We start from the raw sequence: 13,119 nt of genomic DNA, 5'->3' as shown, positions 1-13,119 counted from the left end.
CTTCTCTGATTGAGCGGAAACATTGTTGGCAAGGTGCCATCATTGTGCCCAGTCGATCATCAAGACGTTTTGATATGCGTCAAATAATCGCGGGCAGGTTAAAGAAGGCGCGGGCAGTGGCGGTGCTGTGGGCTGCCAGCTGCTCGGCGCTTTCGCCACGGTGCAGGGCCACTTCCCGCAGCACTTCGGTCAGGAACGCCGGTTCGTTGCGCCCGCTTTTCGGCTTGGGCCGCAGGCTGCGTGGCAGCAGGTAGGGCGCGTCGCTTTCGAGCATCAGCCGGCCCTGGGGGATGCTGCTGACCAGCGGGTGCAGGTGGGTGCCGCGCCGCTCGTCGCAGATCCAGCCGGTGATGCCGATGTGCAGGTCCAGGTCGAGGTAGCCGAACAGCGCCGCACGCTCGCCGGTAAAGCAGTGCACCACCGCCGCTGGCAGGCGGTCACGAAAATCCTTGAGGATCGCCAGCAGGCGTTCGCTGGCGTCACGTTCGTGAAGAAACACCGGCATCTGCAGTTCCACCGCCAGGGCCAGCTGTTCTTCCAGGGCTTTTTCCTGTTGCGGGCGCGGCGAGAAATCGCGGTTGAAATCCAGCCCGCATTCACCCACGGCCTGCACCCGCGGCTGCTCAAGCAAGGCGCGCAGCTGGCGGTTGCTGTCGGTGCTCCAACTGCTGGCGTCATGGGGGTGAACCCCGGCGGTGCTGAACAGGCGCTGGGCGCCTTCATCCAACTGCTGGCACAGCTCAAGGGCCTGTTCGCTGCCCGCAAGGCTGGTGCCGGTGACCATCATCTGCACCACCCCGGCGGCCTCGGCGCGTTCGAGAATTGCCGGGTGTTTGTCGGCAAAACTTGGGTTGGTCAGATTGACGCCGATGTCGATGAGTTGCATGGTGCTACCTCAGGCCGGGGGCCGGCCAGCATAACAAAGCTCGACGAAAATCGATAAAGCCAAGAACTTCAACGAGTTGTCGTGGTCTTTTGCGGTCAACTGTCATGGAACGACTGCAAACTATGGCGCCAACCCCACACGCGCGGACCTCGCAACGGATGACCCGAGCGCTGTTTTTGTTGATCGTGCTGAGCTTCTCGCTGCTGACGGCAGGGCCGGCCAGCGCGCGTCTGACCGGCCCGCAACAGGCGGTGCCCAAGACCCCGGTGCGCGACCTGGCGCAGATTCGCAGCAGCCGGGTGCTGAAAGTGCTGGTCAACCAGAGCCGCAACAGCTCCGGCGAAGTCAAGGGCGAACCGGTGGGCGTCGAGCACCACCGCCTGCGTGCTTTTGAGCACTACCTCAACGCCCGCGCCCGCGATGGCGAGGAAATCCGCCTGAAGATCATCCCCCGCGCCAAGGAACAGCTGCTGGCCGCCTTGCAGCGCGGCGAAGCCGACCTGGTGGCACCGGGCGAACTGGTCGATCCAACCTCCACCCGCGGCCTCAGTGCCAGTGATCCGGTGGTCGACAAGGTGCCCCTGGTGCTGGTCGGGCGCAAGGGCGAGCGCAGTTTCCAGCGCGTCGAGCAACTGTCCGGGCGCACCTTGGCACTGACCAGCTCAAGTGCCGCCGGCGACACCCTGCATGAGATCAACCAGAAGCTGGCCCTGCGTAAGCTGGCGCCGATCAAGGTCGAGTGGGTCGACCCGACGCTGGCGGTCGAAGATGTGCTGGAGATGGTCCAGGCCGGGATTTTTCACCTGACCGTGGTCGAGCAGCCGATTGCCGAACGCTGGGCCAAGGTCATGCCCAAGCTGCGGGTCGAGCGCAAACTGCATGTGGCCAGCCCCGAGGCCATGCGCTGGTACGTGCGCCGTGACGCGGTAATGCTGCACGCCAGCGTCGATCGCTTTCTTCAGGGCTACAAGGCGCCGGCCAATCAGGATGCAGCGTTTGAGCGGATCTACCGGCGTCTGTACCGGGTCCACAATCCCCTGGCACGCACTGATCGCAAGCGCCTGGAGGCATTGCGTCCGGTGCTGCAGCGCCACGCCCGCGAACAGAAGATCGACTGGTTGAACCTGGCTGCGGTGGCCTTCAAGGAGTCCTCCCTTGACCCGACTGCCCGCGGGGCAGGGGGCGCCCACGGGCTGATGCAGATCACTCCCAGCGCCGCTCAGCGGGTGGGGGTGAGCAATATTGCCAATGTCGATGGCAATGTTCAGGCCAGCGCCCGCTACATGGCGCTGATCCGGCGCAAGTTCTTTTCCAGCAACCAGCTTAACGAGCGTGAACGCATGGCGTTCACCCTGGCGGCCTATAACCTGGGCCCGGAGCGGGTTCAGGCGATGCGTGCCGAAGCGCGGCGGCGTGGGCTCAATGGCAACCAGTGGTTCTTCCAGACCGAGCGCATCGCCATGGAACAGGTGGGCATGGGGCCGGTGAGCTATGTGAACAGCGTCAACAAGTACTTCCTGGCCTTCGACCGTGAGCGCGCATCCCTGGAGCCGAAAGGGGGTAAAGGTGTGGGGCAAAAATAATCGAATAATTCGATTTTAATGTCGTAAATTTTGCGATTTTACTATTGGTTGATTCGATTAATATGGCGCCCAACACCACACATCACACCCCTTAAGGAACACTCATGAACAACAACATCCTCAACGCCGTAGTTGCCAGCCGTGCCAGCTGGGGCCTGAGCATCATCCGTATTCTGGTCGGTATCATCTTCATGGCCCATGGCGCGCAGAAGCTCTTCGGCCTGTTTGGCGGCGGCGGCCTGGCGGGGACCGCGCAGTTCATGGAAAGCCTCGGCCTGGCGCCTGGCCTGCTGATGGCGCTGCTGTCCGGCGGTGCCGAGTTCTTCGGCGGCCTGGCCCTGGTGATCGGCTTGCTGGTACGGCCAGCGGCACTGGCGCTGACCGTGACGCTGATCGTGGCGATCTTCTCGGTGCATATCGGCAATGGGTTGTTCATGGCCAACAATGGCTATGAGTTTGCCCTGGCGTTGATGGCGGGGACGCTGGCGGTGCTGGTTGAGGGGGCGGGGAAACTGTCGTTGGATCGATTGATTGTGCGCTGATCCGGATGGGGCGGTGATGCCGCCTGACTCGACTTGCCCCGCGATGCGATCTGGCAGACAGAACGCTATCGCGGGGCAACCCCGCTCCTACCGTTTGATGTCGGATTTCCGGGGCTTTTTAGTCGCCAGGCCGTTGACATTCCACCCGCGGCTTCTCTAGGATGCTGACTTGCGCCGATTTAAACAGCTACTTGCGGGGCGCAGGGTTACCTCTTCGGAGGTTTCACCAAATACCGCTAAAACGCTGGTTCGGTGACGCCTCCCACCGCAGCCCAGCGGGTTTTGCGAGGCGGAGATCTAACCCCATGAGTTGTCCACGTTCCAGCGTTTGCCTGACCCCGTTGCCCGCCAGCCAGGGCACGCGCACGCCGCGTATTCTTCTGGGCGGCAGCCATCAGCCAACCCTTCTGCGTTACCTCGACGGCTGGCCGCGTCGCAACAGCCGCAACTCCGCCTTCCTGATCCAGTTCGCCGATAGCCGCGACTCCCTTGGCCAGTTCGCCAACGACCGTTTCGACCTCGCCGTGATCCAGTCGCCCAGCGCCGACGACGCTGCCGAAGTCATCGGCCACCTGACCCGCGTCGCCCGCCAGGGGTTGATCACCCGGGCTTGAAGCGCCCGGGCCGGTAACGTCAATGCGCCTTGGCTTTCCTGATCCGTAGCAGGATCACCAGCATGATCAGCATCACCACCGGCGCCATGCCCAACAACGCCTCGCGTGCGCTGATCTGCGCGCCCAGGGTATGCAGGCCGGCATAGAAGAGCTTGAACAGGCTCAGCAGGTAGTAGCTGATGGCGATGATCGAAAGCCCTTCGACCGCCCGCTGGATCTTGATCTGAGTGTCGGCGCGGGCGTTGAGGCTGCGCAAGATCTCGGCGTTCTGTTCCTCCATCTCGACCTGCACCCGTGCCTGCAGCAGGTCGCCAAGGTTGGCCACGCTCTCGGCCAGGTGCTCAAGGCGTTGTTCGGTGACCGCGCAGTAACGCACGGTGGGCTTGAACCGCCGCTCGATGAACACCCCCAGGCGCTGGCAATCACCGACATGGCTTTCACGCAGTTCGCCCAGGCGCTCGAATACCAGTTGCGCATAGGCCTGGGTGGCGCTGAAGCGATGGCGGTGCTTGACCGTGCTGCCGACCACCTGGCGCGACAGTTGGGCGATATCGGCCAGCAGCGCCTTGGCATTGCCGCCGTCACTGCTGACGTTGCGTTCCGACAGGCTGACCAGCTTGCGGTCATAGGCGTCAAGTTGCGGGCTCAGGGCCTTGGCAACGGTCAACGACAATGAGGCCATCATCCGGTAGGTCTCGATCTCCAGCAGGCGACGGATCATTCGCCCCTGGCGGTAGGCATTGAGCCGGCGGTTGATGAACAGGAAGCGGTTGGTGCCATCTGCAGTCAGGCGAAAATCGCTCCACACCACGGCATCGCCGCCGCCCACGCAGGAGCCGCAAGGGTCCTTGAACGCGTAGCGGCTCAGGTCCAGATCCTGTTCGTCGCGCACCAGTACCTGCACCGCGTTGATCATCTGCTCGCGGTAAGGCTCGACGCCTGCGGCCAGGGCCGGCGGCAGGGTGGTCCAGTTCAGCTCGCGGCTGCTGGCGGGTACCACCATCGTCAGGGTGAAGAACTCGGCATGGCGTTCCCATTTGAACGGATGGCCGTCCAGCTGGGTGATGCCCTGCGCGGCGTCCGGCTCGAACGCATTCGCGCAGCAGCGCTGCAGCAGAGCGTTGCAATCGGCATCGGTGCCGAGAAACGCCAGGTGGAAAACATGCGCCGGCTCATCGAAGTACAGCGACGGGCGGGCGTGCAACTCGTTGTGCAAGGCGGTGCGTTGGGCGTGCATGCGGGTCAGACCGTATTGTTGTGGTTGTCTGCGGATTCCCTTTGGGACTGGAGCCGCCAGGCACAAGTCACGTGCAGTTGCGCCGCGCGTCGGCAGGGTTGATGATCAGGCCCTGCAAGCCACTCAGTCAGCCTGTAAGCGAGAATTTTTGTTGAGTACGCAAATCATCACGAAGGAAGGTCACGAAGCGCTCAAGCAAGAGCTGGACCATCTGTGGCGGGTAAAGCGTCCCGATATCACCCAGAAAGTCACCTGGGCGGCGTCTTTGGGCGATCGTAGCGAAAACGCCGATTACCAGTACAACAAGAAACTGCTGCGTGAGATCGACCGCCGCGTGCGCTACCTGCGCAAGCGTCTGGAAGACATGCGCGTGGTCGAGTATTCGCCGGAGCAGGAAGGCCGGGTGTTCTTCGGCGCCTGGGTCGAGATCGAGAACGAGGAGGGCGAGACCAAGCGTTTTCGCATCGTCGGTTACGACGAGATCTACGGGCGCATGGACTACATCTCGATCGACTCGCCCATGGCCCGCGCCTTGCTGAAAAAAGAGGTCGGCGATGAAGTCATCGTCCAGACCCCTTCCGGCGAGATGTGCTGGTGGGTCAACGCCATCGACTACGTCAAACCCTGATCAGCCCTCGCGCAGCACCGCCAGCGGGCTGGCATTGAGCGCCCGGCGCGTACCGTAGACCCCGGCGCCGCCGACCAGCAGGGCGCCGATGACCGGCAGCAACAGCAGCCACGGGTGCGGGCTCCAGTGCAGGTCGAAGGCATAGCGGTACAGCACCAGGGTGATCAGCTCGCAGCCGATTGCCGCCAGCAGGCCGCTGGCCGCCCCGAGCAAGCCGAACTCGATGCGCCGGGCCTTGACCAGCAAGCCGCGCCCGGCGCCCAGGGCACGCAGCAGGGCGCCCTGGCGGATGCGTTCATCAAGGGTCGCCTGCAAGCCGGCGAACAGCACTGCCAGGCCCGCCGCCAGGACGAACAACAGCACGTACTCCACTGCCAGGGTGACCTGGGCGAGGATGCTGCGCAGCTGTTCGAGCAGGGCGTCGACCTGGAGGATGGTCACCGCCGGAAACGCCCGCGACAGCGCCACCACCTGCGGGTCATGGCCGGGTGCCAGGTAGAAGCTGGTCAGGTAGGTGGTCGGCAGGTCCTGCAGGGTTTCAGGCTGGAAGATCATGTAGAAGTTGGGCTGGAAGCTGTCCCAGTTGACTGTGCGCAGGCTGCTGACCTGTACCTGGCGTTGCAGGCCGCCAATGGTGAAGGTCAGTTGGTCGCCCAGCTTGAGCTTGAGGCTCAGGGCCAGTTCGGCTTCCACCGAAACACCGGGCAAGGCCTCGGCGGCAGGTTTGGCTTGCCACCACTGGCCGGCGATCAGGCTGTTGCCCTGGGGCAGGTCGGCGGCCCAGGTCAGGCTCAGGTCGCGCTGCACGGCGCGGTCGCCGGTGGTTTCCTTGCTGACGATCTGTTGCACCGGCTCGCCGTTGATTGCCGTCAGGCGTCCGGGAATCACCGGGTACAACGGTGCGGCTTGGGCAGAGAACTCGGTCAGGCGCTGGGCAAAGCTGTTCTTGTCGTCGGGCAGGATGTTCAGGGCGAAATAGTTCGGCGCGTCCTTGGGCAACTGGTTCTGCCAGGTGTCGAGCAGCTCGGCGCGCAACAGGGCAATCAGGGCCATGGCCAGCAGGATCAGGCCGAAGGCCAGGGATTGCCCGGCAGCCGCCAGCGGGTGGCGCAGCAACTGGCCAAGGCCCAGGCGCCAGGCCAGCGGGCTATCGGCGAGCAGGCGCCGCAGGCTGCGCAGGCCGAGCAACAGCAGCCCGCCGAGCAGCAAGGCGGCGACCAGGCCGCCGCCGAGCAGGGCGAAGGTCAGCAGCAGGTCGAGGCTCAGCCGCCACATGATCAGCCCCAGGGCAAACAGCGCGGCGCCATACACCAGCCAGCTACTGGCCGGCACCGGCAACAGGTCGCGGCGCAGGACCCGCAACGGCGGCACCCGGCCAAGGGCCGCCAGCGGCGGCAGGGCGAAACCGGCCAGGGCCACCAGGCCAGTGGCAATCCCGGCCAGGGCCGGGGCAATGCCACCGGGCGGAACCTGTGCCGGCATCAACCCTTGCAGCAACTCGAACAAGCCCAACTGGGCCAGCCAGCCGAGCGCTGCGCCACACAGTGCGGCGATGCTGCCCAGAATCGCCAGTTGCAGGCAGAACAGGCTCAACGCCTGGCGACGCGACAGGCCCAGGCAACGCAGCAGGGCGCTGGCATCGAACCGACGGGTAGCGAAGCGGCTGGCCGACAGCGCCACGGCAACACCGGCGAGCAGCACCGCCACCAGGCTGGCCATGTTCAGGTAGCGCTCGGCCTTGCCCAGGGCGCCGCCGATCTGCTGGTTGCCGTCGCGCGAGTCCTGCAGGCGTTGGTTGGCGGCGAGGCTTTTGCTCACCGCGTCACGATAACTGGCCAGCGCGTCGGGCTCGCCACGCCAGAGTTCGCGATAACTGACCCGGCTACCCGGTTGCACCACCCCGGTGGCCTCAAGGTCGGCGAGGTTGATCAGCACTCGCGGGGTCAGGCTGTAGAAGTTGCCGGCGCGGTCGGGCTCGTAGGTCAGCACCCGGCTCATGCGCAGGGTTTTCATGCCCACATCGATACTGTCGCCGATCTTCAGGTCCAGCGCTGCCAGCAGTCGCGGTTCGACCCAGGCCTCGCCTGGCGCCGGGCCGCCGCCAGCGGTTTCGGCGCCATAGGGCTCGGCGGCGCTGCGCAGCGCACCGCGCAGCGGGTAGGTAGCGTTGGCCGCCTTGATGCTCGACAACTGAATACCGTTGTCGGTGGCGATCACGCTGGAAAACTCGACCACCCGGGCGTGTTGCAAGCCCAGCGCGGTGCCGCGGTTGACCTGCTCGGGCGCGGCTGGCGAGCTGCCTTGCAGCACCAGGTCGGCGCCGAGGAATTCGGTGGCGCGCAGCAACATGGCGCCGTTGAGGCGGGCGCCGAAATAACCGATGGCGGTACTGGCCGCCACCGCCACCAACAGGGCGAAGAACAGCACGCGCAACTCACCGGCGCGGGCGTCGCGCAGCAACTGGCGCAGGGCCAGGGGGAACAACGGCAAGCGCTTCATCAAGGCTCCAGCGGCGCGACCAGGTGGCCGGCGTCCAGGCGGATCAGACGACGGCAGCGCTGGGCCAGGCGTTCGTCATGGGTGACCAGCACCAGGGTGGTGCCGCGTTCCTTGTTCAGGTCGAACAGCAGGTCGCTGATACGCTCGCCGGTATGGCTGTCGAGGTTGCCGGTGGGCTCGTCGGCAAACAGCACCGCGGGCTCGGCGGCAAAGGCGCGGGCGATGGCCACCCGTTGCTGTTCGCCACCGGAAAGCTGGCGTGGCGAGTGGCTCAGGCGCTGGCCCAGGCCGACCCGCTCAAGCAGGCTGCGGGCGTGCTCGCGGGCATCGCGGCGACCGTCCAGCTCCAGTGGCAGCATGACGTTTTCCAGCGCGTTGAGGCTGTCGAGCAATTGGAACGACTGGAACACAAAGCCGACGTGCTCGGCCCGCACCCGCGCGCGCTGGTCTTCATCCAGCGGGCCGAGGTCATGGCCCGCTAGCGTCACGGAGCCGGCACTGGGCAGGTCGAGGCCGGCGAGCAGGCCGAGCAGGGTCGATTTGCCCGAGCCCGAGGCGCCGACGATCGCCAGGCTGTCGCCCTGTTTCAATTCCAGCGAGAGTTCGTGCAGGATGGTCAGGTCGCCTTCCGCGCTGGGGACCACTTTGCTAAGGTTGCGCGCACTGAGAATGCTGGGGCCCATGGAGAATCCGATGCGAGTATGGTTATTGAGTGCTGGCCTGGCCTTGATGTGCATGGCCCAGGGCGCAGCAGCGGGGACCGTGCTGATTGTCGGCGATAGTATCAGTGCCGCTTTCGGCCTGGATACCCGCGAGGGCTGGGTTGCCTTGCTGGAGCAACGCCTTAAGCGCGAGGGTTTCGACGCCAAGGTGGTCAATGCCTCGATCAGCGGCGACACCAGTGCCGGAGGCCAGGCGCGGCTGCCGGCGCTGCTTGCAGAGCACAAGCCGGAGCTGGTGGTGCTTGAATTGGGCGGCAACGATGGCCTGCGCGGGCAGCTGCCAACGCAATTGCAACAAAATCTTGCCTCGATGATCGACAAATCGCGGGCTGCCGGCGCCAAGGTGCTGTTGCTGGGCATGCGCCTGCCGCCCAACTATGGCAAGCGTTACAACGAGGCCTTCGCCAAGGTGTATGAAAACCTGGCGACGGAAAAACAGGTGCCGCTGGTGCCGTTTTTTCTCGAAGGGGTGGGCGGTGTGCCCGAGCTGATGCAGGCCGATGGCATTCATCCGGGGCAGGGCGCCCAGGCCAGGTTGCTGGAAAATGCCTGGCCGCAACTAAAACCGCTGCTTTGACGCTTTTATAGTGACCGGCTTTCGGCTAATGTTGCGCCCCCGATTTGGAGCCCCCGATGCCGCGTCCCGCCTGGTCCCTGTATGCCTATCAATTGATCGAGCCTGACGAACAGCTTGACCTGTTCGCCTGCCAGGAGATCCGCGTCCACCTGGTAGCCCGCCAGCTTGAGCTCGGTGGCTCGGCCGACCGTACCCTGTGCGGCACCCTGTTGCCGGCGCAACCGCGCTGGTCGCAGGCCGAGCGCAGCATTTACCGTGACCGCCGCCTGTGCTCGCTGTGCCGGGCGATTCTCGATGCCCAGCGCCGTGGCACACGGCCGGTATGGCCCGAGCTGTAACCTGCTGATATAACCTTTCATCCCCTGTACGGCCAACCGCTGCCGGGACATCTCCCGATTATGCAGGGGGCGGTGTACAATCGATTGCTTGACTCAATTGAATTAGCGAAGGATTTCCCGGATGTTGCCGCGCTTTCCCGCCGTCACCCGTTGCCTGTCCCTGGCCGCCCTGCTGGCGGCAGGTCCCGCTGCTGCGCTGGAGTTCCCCCTGCCGCCTCCCGGTGAAGACGTCATCGGCCAGGTCCAGGTGATCAAGGCCAAGTACGAAGACACCTTTGCCGACATCGGTACGGCCAACGACCTTGGCTATCTGGAAATGATCGCCGCCAACCCCGGCGTCGACCCATGGCTGCCGGGCGCCGGCACCGAGATCATCCTGCCGACCCGCTTCATCCTGCCGCCGGGCCCGCGTGAAGGCATCGTCATCAACCTGGCCGAGTACCGCATGTACTACTACCCGAAAGGGCAGAACGTGGTGCACACCTACCCGCTGGGTATCGGTCGTGAAGGCTGGGGCTCGCCGATCGCCAACACCAGGGTCACGGCCAAGACCCCGAACCCGACCTGGACGCCACCGGCCTCGATCCGCAAGGAACACGCCGAAGACGGTGACATCCTCCCGGCCGTGGTGCCGGCAGGCCCGGACAACCCGCTGGGGCCGTTCAAGTTCACCCTTGGCGTGCCGGGCTACCTGATCCACGGTTCGAACAAGAAGTTCGGCATCGGCATGCGCACCAGCCACGGTTGCTTCCGCATGTTCAACAACAACGTGCTTGAGCTGGCCAAGATGGCCCCGGTCGGTGTGCCGGTACGCATCATCAACGAGCCCTACAAGTTCGGCCTCAGTGCCGGCAAGGTCTACCTCGAGGCGCACACGCCGCTGGACGACAAGGGCGACCCGTCGGTGGTCGACAAGCACACGTCAGTCATCAATGCCCTGCTCAAGCGTGAAGACCTGGCCAACAACCTGCGCATGAACTGGGATATGGTGCGTGATGTGATCGCAGCCGAAGACGGCATGCCGGTGGAAATTGCCGTACCCAATGGTGCCGGCGGCCAGGCGCCGATGGTTTCCAGCGTGCCTTACGACATGCAGTAAGCCCTGCCTGCTTTATCCGAGGCCTGCCATCGTGCAGGCCTCGTCGTTTCTGGCGTTGCACTTTTCTGGCAGCAATAAAAAAGCCGACCCACAAGTGGGTCGGCTTCCAATAACAATCCCGAAGGACTATTACTTGCGGCTGGCTTTGTCCAGCATACGCAGAGCGCGCTCGTTAGCTTCGTCAGCGGTCTGTTGTGCTTTTTGAGCAGCAGCCAGAGCGTCGTCAGCTTTGCGATAGGCTTCATCGGCACGAGCTTGTGCACGAGCAGCTGCGTCTTCGGTAGCGGTCAGACGAGCTTCGGTTTCTTTGGATACGCTGCTGCAACCGGTAGCCAGAACTGCGGCCAGAGCCAGAGCAGAAAATTTCAGAACGTTGTTCATCGTGTTCCCCTTCAAGGACTTTCTATTAAATAGCCATCTCTCAAGAAAGAGAAACTGGCCGGCGTACATAGTACCCATTACTTGTAGTAAGTAAACTGACAGAGCGCAAGAACTGCAAAAAAATGCGCCTGTCCCGGGTCCGCCACAGCCTAATGTAGAAAAACTGTGAAGGCGCCGCCCGCGCGGGTGCTTGCAAGTGTAGCAAGTGCGTATTTTGTTGAACTAAAAGTGACTTAAAGTGTCATCCTTCGTCATAGCACTACAACATCCGGCAACTGTTCAGGCCGATGCTCGCCGCCGTGTCCGCTTGCCACAAGTGGGTGAAATTTGCGACCAGCCACCTTGAGCATCTGGGCGTGGGGCGCCTACTATTTGTACGTGCTCATTTGCCAGAGAACAGCCATGCTCTTCTCGCTGTCCAATGGGGCACGGGGTGGCGTAGAGGTTCCTTCGCCGGAAAAACATCGGTAAGGTAGGGGTCAGAGCACAAGACCCGCGAGGAGTAGTGATGAGCGAGGCGTTGTCCATCCACCATGACCAGGCTGGTCATCAATTCGAGACCAATGTGGACGGTCATCGTGCTTACCTGACCTACATGGACCTGGGTAAGCAAACCCTGGATATCTATCGCACGTTCGTACCGAACGCGTTGCGTGGCCGGGGTATCGCTGCGGCACTCACCGAACAGGCGCTCAAGTACGCCGAAGACATGGGTTATACCGTGATCCCGTCGTGCTCCTATGTCGAGCGTTACATGGAGCGTCAGCAAAAACACGCCACCAACAAGGCCTGAGGATCGCGAAGGGCAGCCATCAGCGCTGCTGTTCAACGCACCAATAAAAACGCCGGGCAATTGCCCGGCGTTTTTGTATCTGCCTGTCAGCCGCGCTGGCGTTTGGGCAGCACGTCCTTGAGCTTGGCGTGCATGCTGCGCAAGGTCTTCTCGGTCGACTCCCAGTCGATGCAGGCGTCGGTGATGGATACACCGTACTGCAGGTCGTTGAGGTCTTTCGGGATCGCCTGGCAGCCCCAGTTCAGGTGGCTCTCGACCATCAGGCCGATGATCGACTGGTTGCCTTCGAGGATCTGGTTGGCGACGTTCTCCATCACCAGCGGCTGCAGGGCCGGGTCCTTGTTGGAGTTGGCGTGGCTGCAGTCGACCATGATGTTCGGCTTGATCTTGGCCTTGGCCAGGGCCTGTTCGCACAGGGCGACGCTGACCGAGTCATAGTTGGGCTTGCCGTTGCCACCACGCAGTACCACGTGACCGTAGGCGTTGCCCTTGGTGGTGACGATGGACACGCCGCCTTCCTGGTTGATGCCGAGGAAGCGATGCGGGCTGGAAACCGACTGCAGGGCATTGATGGCAACGGTCAGGCCGCCGTCGGTACCGTTTTTGAAACCGACCGCCGAGGACAGGCCCGAGGCCATTTCGCGGTGGGTCTGGGATTCGGTGGTGCGCGCGCCGATGGCCGACCAGCTGATCAGGTCCTGCAGGTACTGCGGGGAGATCGGGTCAAGGGCTTCGGTGGCGGTCGGCAGGCCCATTTCCGCCAGGTCCAGCAGCAGTTGGCGACCGATGTGCAGGCCATCCTGGATCTTGAACGAGTCGTCCAGGTACGGGTCGTTGATCAGGCCTTTCCAGCCGACCGTGGTCCGCGGCTTTTCGAAATACACGCGCATGACCAGGTACAGGGTGTCGGACACCTCTGCCGCCAGCACCTTGAGGCGCTCGGCGTATTCGTGGGCAGCCTTGATGTCGTGGATCGAGCAGGGGCCGATCACCACGAACAGGCGGTGGTCCTTGCCGTCGAGGATATTGCGTACCACTTCGCGACCGGCAGTCACGGTCTGCAGGGCGGTAGCGCTGAGGGGGATTTCCTTCTTGAGCTGATCGGGGGTGATCAAGGTCTCGTTGGAGGCAACGTTAAGGTCATCGATCGGTAAATCAGCCATCGTGTTACTCGTCAGGTCACGGGTGCCGGCCGCCAGCGATCCCCGTGCGGCGGAGCA

General features: G+C 63.5%; 14 protein-coding genes. 8 read left to right on the top strand and 6 right to left on the bottom strand.

Annotated elements, in window-relative coordinates:
* Nucleotides 1–79: 79 nt before the first annotated feature.
* On the bottom strand, nucleotides 80–886 hold the full coding sequence (locus UW3_RS0111305; protein ID WP_010222557.1) for a TatD family hydrolase: 807 nt from the start codon (nucleotides 884–886) through the stop codon (nucleotides 80–82).
* A gap of 158 nt (nucleotides 887–1,044) precedes the next feature.
* Between UW3_RS0111305 and UW3_RS0111300 the strand changes: the two genes are divergently transcribed.
* The 3 genes from UW3_RS0111300 to UW3_RS0111290 all read left to right on the top strand — a co-directional run bounded on the left by UW3_RS0111300 (nucleotide 1,045) and on the right by UW3_RS0111290 (nucleotide 3,625).
* Nucleotides 1,045–2,469, top strand: a complete 1,425-nt coding sequence (locus tag UW3_RS0111300) for an MltF family protein (protein WP_010222556.1) — start codon at nucleotides 1,045–1,047, stop codon at nucleotides 2,467–2,469.
* Nucleotides 2,470–2,573: 104 nt separating this feature from the next.
* Nucleotides 2,574–3,011 carry a DoxX family protein gene (locus UW3_RS0111295; RefSeq protein WP_010222555.1) on the top strand — a complete coding sequence of 146 codons (438 nt, stop codon included), beginning with the start codon at nucleotides 2,574–2,576 and terminating at the stop codon, nucleotides 3,009–3,011.
* A 305-nt stretch (nucleotides 3,012–3,316) separates the two neighbouring features.
* The gene (locus UW3_RS0111290; protein ID WP_010222554.1) at nucleotides 3,317–3,625 is read left to right on the top strand and encodes a hypothetical protein; all 309 of its coding nucleotides are present in this window, start codon (nucleotides 3,317–3,319) and stop codon (nucleotides 3,623–3,625) included.
* 19 nt (nucleotides 3,626–3,644) lie between these two features.
* Here the strand turns inward: UW3_RS0111290 and UW3_RS0111285 are convergent, their stop codons facing one another.
* A complete protein-coding gene (locus tag UW3_RS0111285) occupies nucleotides 3,645–4,862 on the bottom strand; it encodes a DUF3422 domain-containing protein (RefSeq protein WP_010222553.1) in 1,218 nt (405 codons plus the stop codon).
* A gap of 151 nt (nucleotides 4,863–5,013) precedes the next feature.
* Here UW3_RS0111285 and greB point away from each other — a divergent pair, with 151 nt between their 5' ends.
* Nucleotides 5,014–5,490 carry a transcription elongation factor GreB gene (gene greB, locus UW3_RS0111280; RefSeq protein WP_010222552.1) on the top strand — a complete coding sequence of 159 codons (477 nt, stop codon included), beginning with the start codon at nucleotides 5,014–5,016 and terminating at the stop codon, nucleotides 5,488–5,490.
* On the opposite strand, the gene UW3_RS0111275 is transcribed toward greB, so the two are convergent.
* A complete protein-coding gene (locus UW3_RS0111275; protein WP_010222551.1) occupies nucleotides 5,491–7,989 on the bottom strand; it encodes an ABC transporter permease in 2,499 nt (832 codons plus the stop codon).
* Nucleotides 7,989–8,672, bottom strand: coding sequence for an ABC transporter ATP-binding protein (locus tag UW3_RS0111270; protein ID WP_010222550.1), 684 nt, complete (start codon nucleotides 8,670–8,672; stop codon nucleotides 7,989–7,991). Before UW3_RS0111270 ends, UW3_RS0111275 begins: the two co-directional genes overlap by 1 nt.
* Nucleotides 8,673–8,682: 10 nt before the next feature.
* Between UW3_RS0111270 and UW3_RS0111265 the strand changes: the two genes are divergently transcribed.
* The 3 genes from UW3_RS0111265 (at nucleotide 8,683) to UW3_RS0111255 (ending at nucleotide 10,725) form a co-directional block, all read left to right on the top strand.
* Nucleotides 8,683–9,288, top strand: a complete 606-nt coding sequence (locus UW3_RS0111265; RefSeq protein WP_010222549.1) for an arylesterase — start codon at nucleotides 8,683–8,685, stop codon at nucleotides 9,286–9,288.
* Between the two features lie 56 nt (nucleotides 9,289–9,344).
* The gene (locus UW3_RS0111260) at nucleotides 9,345–9,626 is read left to right on the top strand and encodes a hypothetical protein (RefSeq protein WP_010222548.1); all 282 of its coding nucleotides are present in this window, start codon (nucleotides 9,345–9,347) and stop codon (nucleotides 9,624–9,626) included.
* A 121-nt stretch (nucleotides 9,627–9,747) separates the two neighbouring features.
* Nucleotides 9,748–10,725, top strand: a complete 978-nt coding sequence (locus UW3_RS0111255; RefSeq protein ID WP_010222547.1) for a L,D-transpeptidase family protein — start codon at nucleotides 9,748–9,750, stop codon at nucleotides 10,723–10,725.
* Between the two features lie 129 nt (nucleotides 10,726–10,854).
* Here UW3_RS0111255 and oprI read toward each other — a convergent pair whose 3' ends face one another.
* Complete coding sequence (gene oprI / locus UW3_RS0111250) at nucleotides 10,855–11,106, bottom strand: outer membrane lipoprotei OprI (protein ID WP_003259780.1); 252 nt, start codon at nucleotides 11,104–11,106, stop codon at nucleotides 10,855–10,857.
* A gap of 508 nt (nucleotides 11,107–11,614) precedes the next feature.
* On the opposite strand from oprI, the gene UW3_RS0111245 reads away from it, so the two are divergent.
* Nucleotides 11,615–11,899, top strand: coding sequence for a GNAT family N-acetyltransferase (locus UW3_RS0111245; protein ID WP_010222546.1), 285 nt, complete (start codon nucleotides 11,615–11,617; stop codon nucleotides 11,897–11,899).
* An 86-nt stretch (nucleotides 11,900–11,985) separates the two neighbouring features.
* Here UW3_RS0111245 and UW3_RS0111240 read toward each other — a convergent pair whose 3' ends face one another.
* Entirely contained in the window at nucleotides 11,986–13,062 is a 1,077-nt protein-coding gene (locus tag UW3_RS0111240) for a 3-deoxy-7-phosphoheptulonate synthase (RefSeq protein ID WP_010222545.1), read from the bottom strand.
* Nucleotides 13,063–13,119: the final 57 nt, after the last annotated feature.

This window comes from Pseudomonas donghuensis (assembly GCF_000259195.1).
GTDB classification, from domain to species: Bacteria; Pseudomonadota; Gammaproteobacteria; order Pseudomonadales; family Pseudomonadaceae; genus Aquipseudomonas; species Aquipseudomonas donghuensis.
This window is presented reverse-complemented; position numbering and strand designations above follow the sequence as displayed.